The organism is Bradyrhizobium sp. STM 3566 (assembly GCF_045571445.1).
Taxonomy (GTDB): Bacteria; Pseudomonadota; Alphaproteobacteria; order Rhizobiales; family Xanthobacteraceae; genus Bradyrhizobium; species Bradyrhizobium vignae.
In genome coordinates, this window is sequence record NZ_CP120692.1 from 293,050 (window position 1) to 309,110 (window position 16,061).

Here is a 16,061-nt window from a genome sequence, read left to right on the forward strand (position 1 = left end):
GGACGAAGAGCTGGCCTGCAATCGAACAAAGAGCTGAACAAACCGCCTTGACACACCAAATCCCCATGTGAGCAATCCAGAATCTCTCCGTGGCGGCAGTCTGGGTTGCTTCGCTGCGCTCGCAATGACGGAGGGCGTGGCTACGGCTTGCCCAAAGCCGCGAGCACTTCCTTCGCCGCTCGCTCCCCACTATCCCGCGCCCCATGCGCCGTCGTGAAAAAGGTCGGCGACGTTGCCTCGCCCGCGAAGAACAGGCGGCCAGCTACCGGCGCGGCCAGCACGGCACGGTCGCCGGCATGCCCGGGAAGCGCATGCGAGTAGGACCCCCGCGCAAAAGGATCGCGCGCCCAGCGCGACTCGCAGAGCGGCTTCAGCTTGTGCCTGACATCATTGCCGAGAAAACCCGCGATCTCATCGATGCTGTGCGCGGCAATGGCGCCGTCGCCGGCGGCTTCCAGCTCGCGGGCAAAGCTGCCGCCGAAGAAGCCTTCGATGCAGGGCTGGCCAAACGGGCGGATGTGATAGGTGCCCATCTCGGTGCGCATGGTGGCGCCGCGTAAGTTGCCCTCCTTCGGAAAGGCCTCGGCGTCCTCGAGCGCCAGCGTCACCTTGTCGTCGACGCCGAGCGGCAGGCCGGAGGCGGCGTCGACCTTGGCGGGGAGCGGCGGCGAGAAGCGGATCACCTCAAGGGCGATCAGATCCGTTGGCACGGTGACGATCACCTTGTCCGCCGTCAGCGTGCCCCGCGATGTCTCGATGCGGATGCGCTTGTCGGAATGGTCGATCAATGTGACGTTACAGTTCAGCTCCACTGGGCAGGAAGCGCCATAGGCTGCAACCAGCGCGCCATAGCCGCGGCGGACGCGCCAATTGACGTTCGTGTCCTCATAAGCGTCCCAGTCCAGCGTGGACATGTCCTTCAGCTCGCAGCCGTTGATATAGGTCGAGATCGCGTCGATCATCGGATTCCAGCGATTGCCTGGCTCAAGGCTCACGCTCGCAGGCTCGTCCTGGCCCTTCTGCGCCGCTTCCCACAGACGCTCATAAAACGCGTCCATCGCACGCATGAAATCGTCGCGCTCGCTTTGCGGAAAGGCATTGCCATAGGCGCGCTCGCGCCAGGGCGGCAGATCCTTGTTGACCTCGAAACCGAGTTGCCGTGCGATCGGCACGAAGGAGTTCTTGTCCGCCGAATGCAGCCAGCCGCAGCCGACGTCGAACGTCACCTCAGGCGAGGCCTGCACGGTCCAGGCCCGGCCGCCGAGCCTGTTACGCGCCTCCAGCACGATGACTGAGAGGCCGGAGCCCGCCAGCGCATGCGCCGCGCCGAGACCTGCGGCACCGGCGCCGATGATCGCGACGTCGACGGAGGAGGGGAGGGAGGTCATGGCCGGGCTCTAAAGCGCGATGAGATTTGGATGAATCGTCATCGCGCTTTAGCTTGTTGTTTACGCATGATCTTTCCGGAAAACCGCTTCGCACTTTTCCGGATCATGCTTTAGCACGTCTCTGATACGCGCTGAAGCCGCAACGCGCACAGCTGTCATCACCCGCGCAGGCGGGTGATCCAGTATTCCAGAGACGATCGTTATAGAGCCGAGATGCCGCGGCGTACTGGATTCCCCGCCTTCGCGGGGAATGACAGTGAACGAGAGTGGGAGCCTTACGCCACCGCTTCCTTGGCCTTTTCCGCGCGCTTGCGCTCGTTCGGGTCGAGGTGCTTCTTGCGCAGGCGGATCGACTTCGGGGTGACCTCGACGAGCTCGTCGTCCTCGATATAGGCGAGCGCCTTTTCCAGGGTCATGCGGATCGGCGGGGTCAGGCGCACGGCTTCGTCCTTCGAGGTCGTGCGGATGTTGGTGAGCTGCTTGCCCTTGAGCACGTTGATCTCGAGATCGTTGTCGCGGGTGTGCTCGCCGACGATCATGCCGCGATAGACCTTCCAGCCCGGCTCGATCATCATCGGGCCGCGGTCTTCCAGCTTGAACATGGCATAGGCCACGGCCTCGCCCTGGTCGTTGGAGATCAGCACGCCGTTGCGGCGACCCTGGATCTCGCCCTTGTACGGCGCATAGCCGTGGAACAGGCGGTTCATGATCGCGGTGCCACGGGTGTCGGTCAGCAACTCGCCCTGGTAGCCGATCAGGCCGCGGGTCGGGGCGTAGAACACCAGGCGCTGGCGGTTGCCGCCGGACGGCTTCATCTCGATCAGCTCGGCCTTGCGCTCGCTCATCTTCTGCACGACGACGCCGGAATGCTCCTCGTCAACGTCGATCACGACCTCCTCGATCGGCTCCATGGTGGCGCCGGTGGCCTCGTCCTTCTGGAACACGACGCGCGGGCGCGACACCGAGAGCTCGAAGCCTTCGCGGCGCATGGTCTCGATCAGGATCGCGAGCTGGAGTTCGCCGCGGCCCGACACTTCCATCGCGTCCTTGTCGGCGGATTCGACGACGCGCAGCGCGACATTGCCCTCGGCTTCACGCAACAGACGGTCGCGGATCATGCGGCTCGTCACCTTGTCGCCTTCGGTGCCGGCGAGCGGGGAGTTGTTGACGATGAACGACATCGACACGGTCGGCGGATCGATCGGCTGCGCCGGCAGCGGCACCTCGACAGTCGGATCACAGAAAGTGTCGGCAACGGTGCCCTTGGTGAGGCCCGCGATGGCGACGATGTCGCCGGCTTCTGCCTCATCGAGCGGTGTGCGTTCGAGGCCGCGGAACGCAAGGATCTTGGTGATGCGGCCGGACTCGACCAGCTTGCCCTCGGCGTTGAGCACCTTGACCTGCTGGTTCGGTTTCAGCGTGCCGGAGGAGATGCGGCCGGTGATGATGCGGCCGAGATAGGGGTTGGCTTCGAGGATGGTGCCGATCATCCGGAACGGACCCTCTTCGACCTTCGGCGGCGCGACGTGGCGCAGGATCAGGTCGAACAGCGGCTCCATGCCTTTGTCCTTCGGACCCTCGGGACTCTCGGCCATCCAGCCTTGCTTGGCCGACCCGTAGAGGATCGGGAAATCGAGCTGCTCCTCGCTGGCATCGAGCGCGGCGAACAGATCGAACACCTCGTTGATCACTTCGGTCGGCCGCGCGTCGGGGCGATCGACCTTGTTGATGACGACGATCGGCTTGAGGCCGACCTTCAGCGCCTTGGAGACCACGAATTTGGTCTGCGGCAGCGGGCCCTCGGCGGCGTCCACCAGCACCAGGGCGCCGTCCACCATGTTGAGGATGCGCTCGACCTCGCCGCCGAAATCGGCGTGGCCGGGGGTGTCGACGATGTTGACGCGGGTGTCCTTCCACTGCACCGAGGCTGCCTTGGCCAGGATGGTGATGCCGCGCTCACGCTCCAGGTCGTTGGAGTCCATGGCGCGCTCGGTCACTTTCTGGTTCTCACGGAACGTGCCGGATTGCTGCAGGAGGCGGTCGACCAGGGTGGTCTTGCCGTGGTCGACGTGGGCGATGATGGCGACGTTACGAAGGTTCATGAGTGAGCTTCTTTGCGGTCGAACAATGGGTTAAGCGCGATCTCGCCGGTCGGACCGGGACCTCTTCTCGAAACAACGCTGGAAGACTGGAAACAGGGCGCTTTGCGCCCAAAAAGGAAGCCCGGCCATATCAGACCGGGCGCCCTACGCGTTGCGGCGCAATATATGCAAAAACGGCCAAAAAACAATGTGTTCTTTGGCCGTTGGTTGACTGAATTTTGTCCGGGAATTTCCGGAGCTTAGGGCTGGGTTCCGGGATGGGCGGGGCGTGCCGCAGGTGAAGTCGTCGAGGCCCGCGATAGCAGCCGAGCCGCCTCTACACCGCCTTCCGCACCTCGGTCGGATACACCCCGCTCAGCACCTCCTCGAAATGCGCCTTCACGGCGTCATTGCACAGGCAGGCGCGCTGGCGCAGGCCGTCGCGGTTGCGAACCAGGATCGAACCGCGCCGCGTGTCGAGCACGCCTTCGGCTCTGAACGACTGGAGCACGCGGCTGGCATAGCTGCGGCCAACCCCGAGCAGGGTCGCGAGCTGTTCATGCGTGAGCGGCACGCTGGTGTCGTTGCCGGTCCGCTCCATCGCGGCCAGAATCCATTTGGCGGTGCGCTGCTCGATCGAGTGGATCGCGTTGCAGGCGGTGGACTGGAAGATCTGGGCCAGCATGCAGTCGGCGTAGCGAACAAAAATGTTGCGCAGGGACGACGAGCGCAGCTTGGCTGCTTCGAGCTTGGCCACGTGAATGCGCGCAAACGGCCCTCCGAATTTCACGCAGATCCGGGTATAGGCCGGTAGAAATCCCTCGCTGACGATGCCGCCCACCGCGCCTTCGCGGCCGACCAGAATGGTTTCGACGTCGCGGCCATCCTCGTTGGGGACGAGGAAAGTCGCGAGTGACGGTCCGCAGGGGAAGTGGACGACCTGTACGTCATCGCCGGGATTGTAAAGCAATTGGCCTGCTGCGGAGTCTTCGACGGTCACGTGCGGTGCAAGGAGTGCGTAGTCTGCCTGGTTCAAACGCCGCAGCAGATTGTTGGCCGGCCGGCTCTCGACCTCGGTGACCTTGCCGACACGCGTATTCATTTTGAACTCCCCTCCTTCCTCCCACTTACCGAGTCCCATCCACTCCTGTGTGTACAAGTGGACAGACTAAAGAACGATGATGTGGTGAGTTTCGTTCCGGGAACCCTCTGATGCGCTGGGCGCAGGCATCGTGTCGCGGCAGTCCTGATCGATAACTCCAACCAAGATGTGATCATGGCACCCGCACCGTCCAATGGCTCAGGCTGGCCGGCCGATGTTCTGATCGTCGAGGACGACCCGATCATCGCGCTCGACTTCGAGGACCGTCTGCTCGGATTCGGTGTGACCGGTGTGCGGACCGTCGGTTCGGTGACACAGGCACTGGACGCCATCGCGAAGCGTACGCCGGATTTCGCGCTGCTCGACGTCGAGCTGATCCGCGAGACGAGCTTTGTGATCGCCGAGCGGCTGATCGCGCTGAAGGTTCCGTTCGTTTTCGTCACCGGCTACGGGGCCGAGGCGCGCATTCCACCGGAATTGGCAGGCCGGCCGCGGCTGCAGAAGCCGTGTTCGAGCGACGCGCTGGAAGCGGCCCTCCAGGCGCGCGCCGCCAATTAGCGATCAGCTCTGCTTCGGATCCAGCGTGGTCGACCACAGTGCGACGTCGGCGCGGTCGCGCAAGGTCACCGTCATCTGGCCGGAGGCGCCGTCGATCTTGACGTGGCCGAAAAACTGCATGCCGGCTGACGGCGGCAGGTTCTGACTGTCCTTGCCCGGCGCCTTGACGAAGCGGACCTCGGGTCCAAAGGTGTTGTCGAGCGCGTTCGGACCGAAAGTGCCGGCATGTAGTGGGCCCGAGACGAATTCCCAGAACGGCTCGAACTCCTGGAATTGCGCCTTGTTCGGATCGTAATAATGCGCTGCAGCGTAATGCACGTCCGCCGTCAGCCACACCGTGTTGTTGACCGGCGCCATCTTGATGAAGCGCAGGATGTCGGCGATCTCGAACTCGCGGCCACGCACCGGGCCGTCGCCCTGCGCAACGGCTTCGGAGCCGCCCTTCGGCGTGTCCGAGACGACAAGGCTGATCGGCATGTCTGACGCGATCACCTTCCATGTCGCGCGCGAATTCAGAAGACCGCGCTTGAGCCAGGCGATCTGGTCGGGGCCGAGGAAATAGCTCGCCGGGCCATAGTCGGTTTCGAGATTGGCGCCGTTCGGGCCGCGATAGCTGCGCTCGTCGAGCACGAACACGTCGAGATGCGGGCCATAGGAGATCTGGCGATAGACGCGGCCGGGCTCGATGATGCTCTCGCGCATCGGGTACATCTCGTGGAAGGCGCGACCCGCGCGGGCCGCGAGCAGCGAGATGTCGCGCACCTTGTAGGCGGCCGGCAAGTCTTTCGACAGCGACCAGTTGTTGGTGACTTCGTGGTCGTCCCACTGCACGAAGATCGGCACCTCGGCATTGAAGGCACGGAGATTGTCGTCGGTGAGGTTGTATTTGTGCGCGGCGCGAAACTCGTCCAGCGTCTCGGCGACCTTGGCCTTCTCCGGAATCGTGACGTTCTTCCAGATCTTGCCATCGGCGAGCTTCACCTCGGATTGGATAGGACCATCGGCATAGATGGTGTCGCCGGAATGCAGGAAGAAATCCGGCCGGTGCTTGCGCATCGCCGAGAAGGTGAACATGCCGCCGTCCTCGGGGTTGATGCCCCAGCCCTGGCCTGCGACGTCGCCGCCCCAGACGAAGCTGACGTCGCGGCGGTCGGCCGGCGCGGTGCGGAAGCGGCCGACCACCGGCTCGCCCTCGACCGCGCTGTGCGAGAGATCGCGGAAGCGGATGCGGTAGAAAATGTCCTGGCCGGCCGGAAGACGTTCAACCAGCATCTTCGCGGTGAAGTCGCTCTCGGGCAGCGCCGCGATCGGCGGCAGCGCACGGGCATCCTTGAAGGATTCGGTCGTTGCCACCTCGACCAGCATCTGTGCGGGCCGGTCGGTACGCGCCCACACCACGCCGCTGTCGACGGTGACGTCGCCCGATTGCACGCCGTGCGTGACGGCCGGCCGGTCGGCTGCGCGCGAGAGATACGGCATCGCGATCGTGCCGAGTGCACCGGCGCTGGTGGCGAGGAAACGGCGGCGGGAGAATTTGATGTTCATGGGACGGCCCCGATATCGCGTGCGACGGCCGCCAGGCGGCAGCCGGTGAAGTCAGACGCTATATTGAGACAATGTGACGCAGCGATAACGCGCGCAAGCCTTTACGCGTTGCCGGCGGCGCGGAATTGCGCGCTCGCGCGTTGCAGGTTCTGCGGCAGGCTCATCAGCACTGCCTTGCGGTCGGCGACCGCGGCGTGGAACTGGTCGAGCGCGATGTTGAAGGCGGTGAGCGCCCCTTCCTCGATCGCGCCGTGATCGTAGCAGCGCAGCGTGTCGCGCAGGATGTCGTCAGCCTCGGTCTGCATCTGGTCGAGCTCTTCGGTCGTCTCGCACTTGCGCGCCGCCGAGATCATGTCGAGGAGTCGTTCGCGCTGATGATTGTTGCTGTTGCGCTCGTCCTTCTTCAGATAGCCGGCAAACCAGGCGCCGATCGAGCCCATGGCGGAAAGCGCCATCAGGCCCCACCAGATGTAATCGCTGTATTTGTCGAGGAAGGTCTTTTCCTCGCCGTCGACGAAGGCAGCCGCACCCGGATGCACCGGGATCACGGCATCCTTGTCGGTATCGGGCGTTTCGATCTTCGCCGCGAGCGGGAATTCCGTCACCAGTTGCTGACGCACGGCGAAGAGCTGGCGCGTGAACGCCGCAATGGTGGTTTCGGACACAGCCTTGCGCGCCACGATGTGGTGCGAAAAGCTGATGGTCTTGATCTCGTCCTCCGGGCGTGCGGGCGAGCCGCCATAGGTGCCGGCGGGAATCTCGGACGCTTCGTAGACCGGATGGTTTTGTGCGATCGCGTCCGCCGAATCGATCGCGAGGAAGGTGGGCGCACCGAAATCCTTGATGGAGGCGGAGATCGCATCCGCCGTGATCTTGCTGTTGACGGGGCCGGCCGCGAGATAGACGTCGGCCTTCTGCGCCTTGATCGCCTCGGCAACCTCGTTCGCCGGAAATTGCACGATCTCGACCTTGGCGGGATCGACACCGTATTGCTGGAGGATCACCTTGAGCAGGTTGACATTGGCCTGGGTGCGGCCGACCACGCCGACGCGATGGCCAGCGAGCTGCGCGATCTTGGTGATTTTCGGGCCTCGCTTCTTGCCTTTGCCCGGAACGGACCAAAGCACCACGACGTTCTTGCGCAGGGTCGCGACCGCCTGTGCGTTCTTCGGCACGTCGAGGTCGCCGCGCAGGATGGCGAGATCGGCCTTTCCTTCCGCGAGCGCATTGGCGCTGGCCGTGGCGCCGTCGGTCTGGATCGGGCGTAGCCGCACCTGGCCCCTGCTCTGCGTGAAGGCCTGCGTCAGCGTCTGCACGACCTTGACGTCGTCGCTGTTCGCGGGCCCGACCGCGATCTTGAGCGTCACGGGGCGCATCGCGAAGTAATATCCGCCGACGAGTGCGCCGATGATCGCCAGCACGAATGCCAGAGACACGAGTGCCGTCTTCCGCGCCGCGGATCGCGGCGAAGGCGGAGGGGGCGTTTCGGCCAGGTCCAATCCCCCGGTCATCGATCTCCCAAACAGGCTCTTCAGGCTCAGTTTCATCTTGGCCGGCGGTTTACGCCCGCAAGTGTAGCAAATTTCTTGTCCGGCGGGGTTACATCTCCGTCATGGTTAGCGGATGCAGGAAATCCGCTATGAACCCGTGCGCCGGCGCGGTGTTAGAGTAAAGTTCCCCTAAAGGACGGAGACGACCATGGCAGAACGGCTCTCGGCGGAGACGCGCAAGCAGGCGCTGGGCGGATTACCGGGCTGGACTGAAGTCCAAGGCCGCGACGCCATCGGGAAAACCTTTGTCTTCAAGGATTTCAACGAGGCGTTCGGCTTCATGACCCGGGCCGCGCTGGCAGCCGAGAAGCTGGATCACCACCCCGAATGGCGCAACGTCTACAAGACGGTGGAGGTGGTGCTGTCGACCCACGACGCCGGCGGCGTCACCGCGGTCGACATCGCCCTGGCCAAGGCGATGAACGCCATCGCCGGCTGACACCAAGCTGACGCCTTGCAGGGACCGGCCGCATCCCCATCTTGTGATCGCCGGGATCGGGCGATCCGCCACCTCCGGCAGAACGGGGAGCATTTGAGCATGGCTGCCGAGCACAGCGTCGGCTTCGAGCCGGCCGATCGGCTCGCGGAAGATCGCGAGAGCGTGCGCCGCCGCTTCTGGCGCAAGCTGAAGCGCGTCGCCGCGCAGCTGCCGTTCGCGGAAGATTTGCTTGCCGCCTATTACTGCGCGTTCGACCGGCAGACGCCGCGCCACGTTCAAGCCTCGCTGCTGGGTGCGATCGCCTATTTCATCCTGCCGTTCGACTTCGTCGCGGACGTGATGCCGGTCCTCGGCTTCGCCGATGACGCCGCCGTGCTCGCCACCGCCATCCGCATGGTTGCCGGCCACATCACGACCGAGCACCGCGAGGCCGCCCGCGCCGCGCTGAAGCGCGGGGTGGAGGAGGAGGCGACGGACTAGCCGTTGTTGACGGCAAGTCGTGGCGACACCTGCTGCTGTCATTCCCCGCTAAGGCGGGGAATGCAGTACGCCGCGGCCTCTCGATTCAGTCGTTGCCGTCACGGAATACTGGATCGCCCGGTTCAAGACCGGGCGATGACAGCGAGTGTGTGGATGTCGCTCGCGACATCGTTGGTCGCAACGGCAACAGCTACTTCTTCTCCACCCGCGCCTTCTCCGCGTCCCACGCCTGGAATTGCCTGAACAGCGTCTCCTTGTCCGCGTCGGACACGTTTGCAGCGGTCGGGCTCTGCTTCAGGAACGCCTCGAAGCGCTGCCGCGTCACCGGCTCGACGCCGTGCTTGTCGAGCCAGTGCTGCGCCACCGGCAATCTGTTCCAGCCGGATAGCGGCGCCGCGAGCGAGACCTCCTTCCACTTGGGATGGAAGGGCGGGTTCTGCAGCGCGGGGAATTTCGTGAAGAACGCGTCCACGAACAGCGCGAGCTTGCGATAGCGCTCGGTGTTGGGTGCCCAATTATAAGCCGCGAGCACTGCAGGCACGGCGATCGTGTCGACGCTCTCGCCCTCCTTGATCAGGTTCGGATAGTCCTTCGCGGTCAGGGTTGCCGGCAGATAGTCGCTCTGCAGCGGGGTCGCATAGTCCACCTTCGCGAGATGGAAGCGGCCATCATTGCCGAAGGTCGAGACCGATTTGTACGGCTTGCCGCCGACCACGATGACGGCGTCGATCTCGCCGGCCTTCAGCTTCTCCATCGCGATGCGCTGCTCGACATAGACGAATTTCGCCTTGATCCCGAGCCGCTCGAAAACGGTGAGCGCGCTGACGAAGGTGCCGCCGTTCGGCAGGTCGACGCTGACGGTCTTGCCTTCGAGGTCTTTGAGCGTTGCCACGGATTTCGGCGCGATCACCTGCATCTCTTCGTTGTAGAGCTTCGTCACATAGGTGAACTGCCGCTTGATGTCCTTGGCAAAGCCCTTGCGCTCGAGATAGTCGAGGGTGTCGGCGCGCACGATTCCGAGATCGACGCCCTGCAGGAACAGGATGTCGGCAACGCTCTGCACCGAGCCGCGGCCGACGATCGGCAGCACGCGGATCTTGTTGCCGTCGTCGAGCACCGAGGCGAGGTCGGCGCCGAACTGCACATAGGTGCCGCCGATCGTGCCGGTGATCAGCGTGACCGTGTTGGCGTTCAGCGCCTGCTTGGTCGAGGTCGAGCCGAACTGGAAGATGGCCTTCAGGCCGTCGGAGACCTTGGCCGGATCGTACTCGGTCTGCTCGGCGTGGGCCGCGAAGGCACAGATGGTCGTGATGGCGGCAAGCGCCATTTTCAAAGCATTACGCATGATGTCCCCTGAAGTGATCTAGTTCGAGAGCTGGGCGAGGCGCTGGCGCGCCTCCGCCGATCCGAGGCTGGCGGCGCGCTGATACCAGTCACGAGCGGCTGCCGCGTCGGCAATGACGCTTCGTGCGTCGTTGGTGCCGAGCACTGCCGGATCGTAGGTCTGTGCCAGCAGCAGCGCGGCCGTCGCGTCTTGCGCATTGGCCGCCCGTTCGAGCAGCAGGCGCGCCGCGGCGATGTCGCCGACGCCGATCAGACGTTTGGCGCGCGTCGTCAGTGCCGCAAGCGTGTCGGCGTCGAGCGTCCTGGCGGGCTCGGGCGGCGCAGGCTGCGCCGCGACAGGTGCCGGCGCATCGGTCTGCATTTGGACTTGGTTCTGGACTTGGCTTTGGGATTGGGCCTGCAGCGCAGTCTGATAGGCGGTCGCAATCGCTTCGCGGCTCGGCACTGGCGGTGCCGGGAGGTCCTGCTTGTCGGCGCTCGCCAGCATCGTGTCGGTCACGCGGCCGGGATCCTTGCTCGAGACTTGGTTTACGACCGGCGGGCTGGCGGTAGCCATTGCCTGCCCGGGAGCTGCGCCGGCATAGTCGGCGAGAAGGCCACGCAGGTCGGACTGAAACACCACCGCCGCGATCGCGGCGGCGGATATCGCAAGTCCCGCAGCGACAAGAAGAGGCGCGATCCTGGCTCTGGGGCGCAGCGGCGCATATTCCCGCGGGTCCGGTGCGCCGAGCGGGTCGGACAGAAACAGTGGGATGGGATCGTCCTGCGCAAGCTCGGCGCGCCTGGCACGTGCGCGGATATAGGATGCGATGGGCGGATGTGATGCAGATCGATCGGAGTCGAGCGCGAGCGACTCCTTCGACGGTCGATAGGCCGTCGTCTCCATGGTGTGATGCTCCCTACTGACGCAACGCAGGGGCAGTCCCGGCTTCAGTCTTCTTGTTCTTGTCCAGGAGCGCCCCGCAAACTGGAACCGGTAAATCGCCGTTTGAATCAGTCCAAAAGACGACGACGATTGGGGCGAATCGGGAAATATTTGGGTTTGATTGGGGCGAGGTTGCGGAATGCACCTCTATTTTACTAACTGTGGTTGAGGGGGACTTATGATGCAGCGGCAGGCACACTGCCAGCTCCGCGCTCGCTGTCATTCCCCGCGTAGACGGGGAATCCAGTACGCCGCGGCCATCGATTCAACCACAACTGTCTCGGAGTACTGGATCGCCCGGTCATCAAGCCGGGCGATGACAGCTGTGTATGAAGCGGCGTCGCGATGACATCGCGATCACGGATGCAGGATCACCTTGCCCATCGCTTGGCGCCCCGCCAGCACCTTCAGCGCATCCGCCGTCTGCGCCAGCGGGAAGGTGCGGTCAACATGCGATGAGATCTTTCCTTCCGCGGTCCACTTCACGAGCTTCTCGAGATTGGCCCGGTTCTTCTCCGGATTCTGCCGGGTCCAGGCGCCCCAGAACACGCCGCGGATATCGCAGCCCTTCAGCAGCGCGAGGTTCAGCGGCATCTTCGGAATGTCGCCGGCGGCAAAGCCGATGACGAGGAAGCGGCCTTCCCAGGCAATCGAGCGCAGCGCCTGCTCGGCATACGCACCACCCACGGGATCGAAGATGATGTCGACGCCCTTGCCGCCGGTGAGCTTGCGCAGACCTTCCTTCAAATCTTCCTTCGCGTAGTTCAGCGTCAGCTCGGCGCCGTGCGCCTTGGCGAATTCAAGCTTCTCGTCGGACGAGGCGCAGGCGATCACCTTCAGGCCCATCAGCTTGCCGAGCTCGCAGGCGGCAAGGCCGGTGCCGCCGGCGGCCCCGAGCACCGCGAGCGTCTCGCCGGGCTTCGGACTGGCGCGATCTTCCAGCGCATGCAGTGCGGTGCCGTAGATGATGATGATGCCGGCCGCGCGGTCGTAGTCGAGATTGTCGGGGATCTTCACGATCGAGGCCGCCGGCAGCGCGATCTTCTCGCGTGCGCCGTTGTGGCCGCAGGATGCCACCACGCGGTCACCGACCTTGAGGTCGGTGACACCGGCGCCGATGCTCTCGATCACGCCCGCGACTTCCGCAGCCGGCGAGAACGGGAATGGCGGCTTGATCTGGTACTTGCCCTGGATCATCAGGATGTCGAAGAAATTCAGCGCCGCCGCCTTGATCGCGATCACGGCTTCGCCGGGGCCAGCCACCGGATCCGGCACATCGGCGAGCACGAGATCGTCGGGCTGGCAATATTGCGAGCAGAGGATGGCTTTCATCGCGGCACCTTGAGGCGTTTCGAGTGGAATTATGGTTGGCCCGGTTTTGCCGGATTTGATGCGGGTCGACAATCCGGATTCTTTGTCTCGGGTCATACGACGGCCTATCCTCCCGTCATTGCGAGCGCAGCGAAGCAAATCCAGAATCCGTCCTGCGGAAATAGCCTGGATTTGCTTCGCTGCGTTCGCAATGATGAAATCCGCGGAGAAAGGATTCAAACGATGTTTGAAACAGGTCTGCTCAAGGGCAAGCGCATCCTCGTCACCGGCGGCGGGTCGGGCCTTGGCGCCGCGATGGGACGCCGCTTCCTCGCGCTCGGCGCTGAGCTCGTGATCTGCGGCCGCAAGCTCGATCGGTTGGAAGCGACGGCAGCGGCGATGCGCGAAGAGACCGGCGGCAAAGTCACGACCATCGCCTGCGATATCCGCGACGGCGCGGCCGTCGACAGCATGATGGATGCGATCTGGCGCGAGGCGCCGCTCGACATCCTCGTCAACAATGCCGCTGCCACCTTCATCGCGCAGAGCGAGCATCTCTCCTTCCGCGCCGCGGATGCGATCCTGGCGCCGACGCTGCATGGCGCGATGTATTGCACGCTCGCCGCCGGCAGGCGTTGGATCGAGGGCAAGCACGGCGGCGTCGTGCTGTCGATCCTCTCGACCTCCACCATCACCGGCCGCGCCTTCACGGTTCCGTCGGCGATGGCGAAGTCGGCGCTGCTCGCGATGACCAAGAGTCTCGCCGTGGAATGGGGCCCGAAGGCCATCCGCAACGTTGCGATCGCGCCGGGCCCGTTCCCGACCGCAGGGGCCGCCGGGCAACTCCGTCCCGAGGGCCGCGACGAAGGCTGGACCTCGCGCAACCCGCTTGGGCGCACCGGCGAGCACGACGAGCTTGCCGATCTCGCCAGCTTCCTGGTCTCGGACCGTGCCGCCTACATCAATGGCGAGATGGTGGTGATCGACGGCGGCGCGCATTTGCGCAGTTCCGGCGCCGAGGATTTGCTCGCCTGGACCGAGGCACAATGGGCCGAGCAACGCGCCGCGCGATCCAAGGCCTAACCGCCACCGATACCGCTAACTGCCTTCCCAAGTTGGACTTTCCCGGCTATCCCTGCCCGGGGACAAAGCGCGCTCGGGCCATCTTCCAGTCACAATATTGAGGGAACCACTCCAGCATGTGGCGGGTGCTGATTTTAGCTTTGATGACTGGCGTGATGGCCGGGCGGATTGTCGATTCCGCGTGGGCGCAGACGGCGCAACCGGCGCCCAAGTCTGTTCCAAAAGAGTCTGCTCCAAAAGAGGCGACACCGAAGCCGGCCCCGCCGGCCAGCACGACTGCAAAGGCGGCCTCGAAGCCCGAGAGCAAATCGGCGGCCTCGCCCGCCGCAGTTGCGGGCGGCGCCGAGCCGACCCTGATCGGGCAGTTCGGCACCTGGGGAGCATACTCGGCGGCGCCGAACGGCAAGAAGGTCTGCTTCGCGCTGGCAAAGCCGTCGTCGTCGAAGACCAACCCGCCGAACCGGCCGCGTGATCCCGCCTATGCCTTCGTGTCGACCCGGCCGGCGGAGAAGGTGAGCAACGAGGTCTCGGTGATGATCGGCTACGCGCTGAAGCCGGGCTCGGAATCGACCGTCGAGGTCGGCGGCGCCTCCTTCGCCATGTACACGCAGGGCGACGGGCTCTGGATCAAGAACGCGGCCGAGGAGGAGCGGATGGTCGAAGCCATGCGCAAATCTGCCGATCTCGTGGTCAAGGGCGTCTCGGCCAAGGGGACCGAGACGACCGATACCTTCTCGCTGAAGGGTCTCGCCCAGGCGCTCGACAAGATCGCACAGGACTGCAGGCGGTAACGCCTCGTCGTTAAGGCTGAGGGCGATAAGGTCGCAATCGGCGGTTCCGATTGCTATATAGGGGTTATCCCAAAGGTGCTGCCGTCATGGCCGGGCTTGTCCCGGCCATCCACGCGCTGGCTCCGGGCGGGAAGAACGTGGATGCCCGGGACAAGCCCGGCCATGACGAGACAGCAGCAATCTCAGGCAAGCGATGACCGAGCCGCACAACGCAACATTGGTGGAGAAGACTCCGCTCGAAACCTATGTGCCGCCGGCAAAGCCGTCGCTGATCGGCCTGTCGCGCGCCGAGCTTGCAGATCGCCTCGGCGAGATCGGCGTTGCACCGGCCCAGCGCAAGATGCGCGTGCAGCAGTTGTGGCACTGGATCTATTTCCGCGGCGCCCAGAGCTTTGACGAGATGACCTCGATCTCGAAGGGCATTCGCGCCGATCTCGCCCAGCATTTCACCGTCGACCGGCCGGAAGTCGTGGCCGAGCAGATTTCCAATGACGGCACCCGCAAATGGCTGCTGCGGCTGCCGAGCGGCGACGCCGTCCAGAAGGCGCATGAAGTCGAGTGCGTCTACATCCCCGAAACCGATCGCGGCACGCTCTGCGTCTCCTCGCAGGTCGGCTGCACGCTCAACTGCGCGTTCTGCCACACCGGCACGCAGCGCCTGGTGCGCAACCTCACCGCCGGCGAGATCGTCGGACAGGTGATGGTCGCGCGCGATCGCCTGAACGACTGGGCCGATCGCGAGGACGGCACGCGCCGCGTCACCAACATCGTGATGATGGGTATGGGCGAGCCGCTCTACAATTTCGACGCGGTGCGCGATGCGCTGCTCATCGTCGGCGACAACGAAGGCATCGGCATCTCGCGCCGCCGCATCACGCTCTCGACCTCGGGCGTGGTGCCCAACATCGTGCGCGCCGGCGAGGAGATCGGCGTCATGCTCGCGATCTCGCTGCATGCTGTGCGCGATGAATTGCGCAACGAGCTGGTGCCGCTCAACCGCAAATATCCGATCAAGGAGCTCTTGCAGGCCTGCCGCGACTATCCCGGCGCCTCGAACGCGCGCCGCATCACCTTTGAATATGTGATGCTCAAGGGCGTCAACGATTCGCTCGACGATGCAAAGCTGCTGGTGAAGCTGCTCAAGGGCATTCCGGCCAAGATCAATCTGATCCCGTTCAATCCCTGGCCGGGCACGGCCTATGAGTGCTCGGACTGGGATCAGATCGAAAAATTCTCCGAATACATCTTCAACGCCGGCTATTCCTCACCGGTCCGCACCCCGCGCGGCCGCGACATCCTCGCCGCCTGCGGCCAGCTCAAGTCGGAGACCGAGAAGCTCAGCGCCAGGGAGCGCCAGGCGCTGCGCGCCATGGCGATGACGGACTAGCTTTCTATGTCCGCGCTCTCGCATCCCCGTCATTGCGAGCACAGCGAAGCATCCAGAATATCTCCGCGGCGGCAGTC

14 protein-coding genes are annotated in these 16,061 nt (G+C 64.4%); 6 read left to right on the top strand and 8 right to left on the bottom strand.

Annotated features, from left to right (window positions below; translation table 11 throughout):
* Positions 1-140: 140 nt before the first annotated feature.
* The 3 genes from P6U27_RS01395 to P6U27_RS01405 form a co-directional block, all read right to left on the bottom strand.
* Entirely contained in the window at positions 141-1,388 is a 1,248-nt protein-coding gene (locus P6U27_RS01395; RefSeq protein WP_129145043.1) for an NAD(P)/FAD-dependent oxidoreductase, read from the bottom strand.
* Positions 1,389-1,663: 275 nt separating this feature from the next.
* Positions 1,664-3,490, bottom strand: a complete 1,827-nt coding sequence (gene typA / locus P6U27_RS01400) for a translational GTPase TypA (protein WP_129145044.1) — start codon at positions 3,488-3,490, stop codon at positions 1,664-1,666.
* 316 nt (positions 3,491-3,806) lie between these two features.
* Positions 3,807-4,571, bottom strand: coding sequence for a Crp/Fnr family transcriptional regulator (locus tag P6U27_RS01405; protein WP_407193583.1), 765 nt, complete (start codon positions 4,569-4,571; stop codon positions 3,807-3,809).
* A gap of 174 nt (positions 4,572-4,745) precedes the next feature.
* Here P6U27_RS01405 and P6U27_RS01410 point away from each other — a divergent pair, with 174 nt between their 5' ends.
* Positions 4,746-5,129 carry a response regulator gene (locus tag P6U27_RS01410; protein ID WP_122400336.1) on the top strand — a complete coding sequence of 128 codons (384 nt, stop codon included), beginning with the start codon at positions 4,746-4,748 and terminating at the stop codon, positions 5,127-5,129.
* 3 nt (positions 5,130-5,132) lie between these two features.
* Here the strand turns inward: P6U27_RS01410 and P6U27_RS01415 are convergent, their stop codons facing one another.
* Together P6U27_RS01415 and P6U27_RS01420 are read right to left on the bottom strand one after the other, a co-directional pair.
* Positions 5,133-6,674, bottom strand: a complete 1,542-nt coding sequence (locus P6U27_RS01415) for an alkaline phosphatase (protein ID WP_129145045.1) — start codon at positions 6,672-6,674, stop codon at positions 5,133-5,135.
* Positions 6,675-6,775: 101 nt separating this feature from the next.
* On the bottom strand, positions 6,776-8,221 hold the full coding sequence (locus P6U27_RS01420) for a TAXI family TRAP transporter solute-binding subunit (protein WP_407193584.1): 1,446 nt from the start codon (positions 8,219-8,221) through the stop codon (positions 6,776-6,778).
* Between the two features lie 151 nt (positions 8,222-8,372).
* Between P6U27_RS01420 and P6U27_RS01425 the strand changes: the two genes are divergently transcribed.
* Positions 8,373-8,663, top strand: a complete 291-nt coding sequence (locus P6U27_RS01425) for a 4a-hydroxytetrahydrobiopterin dehydratase (RefSeq protein ID WP_407193585.1) — start codon at positions 8,373-8,375, stop codon at positions 8,661-8,663.
* A gap of 99 nt (positions 8,664-8,762) precedes the next feature.
* Complete coding sequence (locus tag P6U27_RS01430) at positions 8,763-9,143, top strand: YkvA family protein (protein WP_129145047.1); 381 nt, start codon at positions 8,763-8,765, stop codon at positions 9,141-9,143.
* 190 nt (positions 9,144-9,333) lie between these two features.
* Here the strand turns inward: P6U27_RS01430 and P6U27_RS01435 are convergent, their stop codons facing one another.
* From P6U27_RS01435 to P6U27_RS01445, 3 genes are all read right to left on the bottom strand, one after another.
* On the bottom strand, positions 9,334-10,488 hold the full coding sequence (locus P6U27_RS01435) for a TAXI family TRAP transporter solute-binding subunit (protein ID WP_122400341.1): 1,155 nt from the start codon (positions 10,486-10,488) through the stop codon (positions 9,334-9,336).
* 18 nt (positions 10,489-10,506) lie between these two features.
* Positions 10,507-11,373: a hypothetical protein gene (locus tag P6U27_RS01440; RefSeq protein ID WP_407193586.1), complete on the bottom strand. Its 867-nt coding sequence runs from the start codon at positions 11,371-11,373 to the stop codon at positions 10,507-10,509.
* 396 nt (positions 11,374-11,769) lie between these two features.
* Positions 11,770-12,744 (bottom strand): NADPH:quinone oxidoreductase family protein, encoded by a 975-nt coding sequence (locus P6U27_RS01445; protein WP_122400343.1) that lies wholly within the window; start codon positions 12,742-12,744, stop codon positions 11,770-11,772.
* A 222-nt stretch (positions 12,745-12,966) separates the two neighbouring features.
* On the opposite strand from P6U27_RS01445, the gene P6U27_RS01450 reads away from it, so the two are divergent.
* The 3 genes from P6U27_RS01450 (at position 12,967) to rlmN (ending at position 15,984) form a co-directional block, all read left to right on the top strand.
* Positions 12,967-13,806: an SDR family oxidoreductase gene (locus P6U27_RS01450; RefSeq protein WP_129145049.1), complete on the top strand. Its 840-nt coding sequence runs from the start codon at positions 12,967-12,969 to the stop codon at positions 13,804-13,806.
* A 116-nt stretch (positions 13,807-13,922) separates the two neighbouring features.
* Positions 13,923-14,597, top strand: coding sequence for an invasion associated locus B family protein (locus P6U27_RS01455; RefSeq protein ID WP_209294908.1), 675 nt, complete (start codon positions 13,923-13,925; stop codon positions 14,595-14,597).
* Positions 14,598-14,790: 193 nt separating this feature from the next.
* Positions 14,791-15,984 (top strand): 23S rRNA (adenine(2503)-C(2))-methyltransferase RlmN, encoded by a 1,194-nt coding sequence (gene rlmN / locus P6U27_RS01460; protein ID WP_122400346.1) that lies wholly within the window; start codon positions 14,791-14,793, stop codon positions 15,982-15,984.
* The last annotated feature ends 77 nt before the right edge of the window (positions 15,985-16,061 follow it).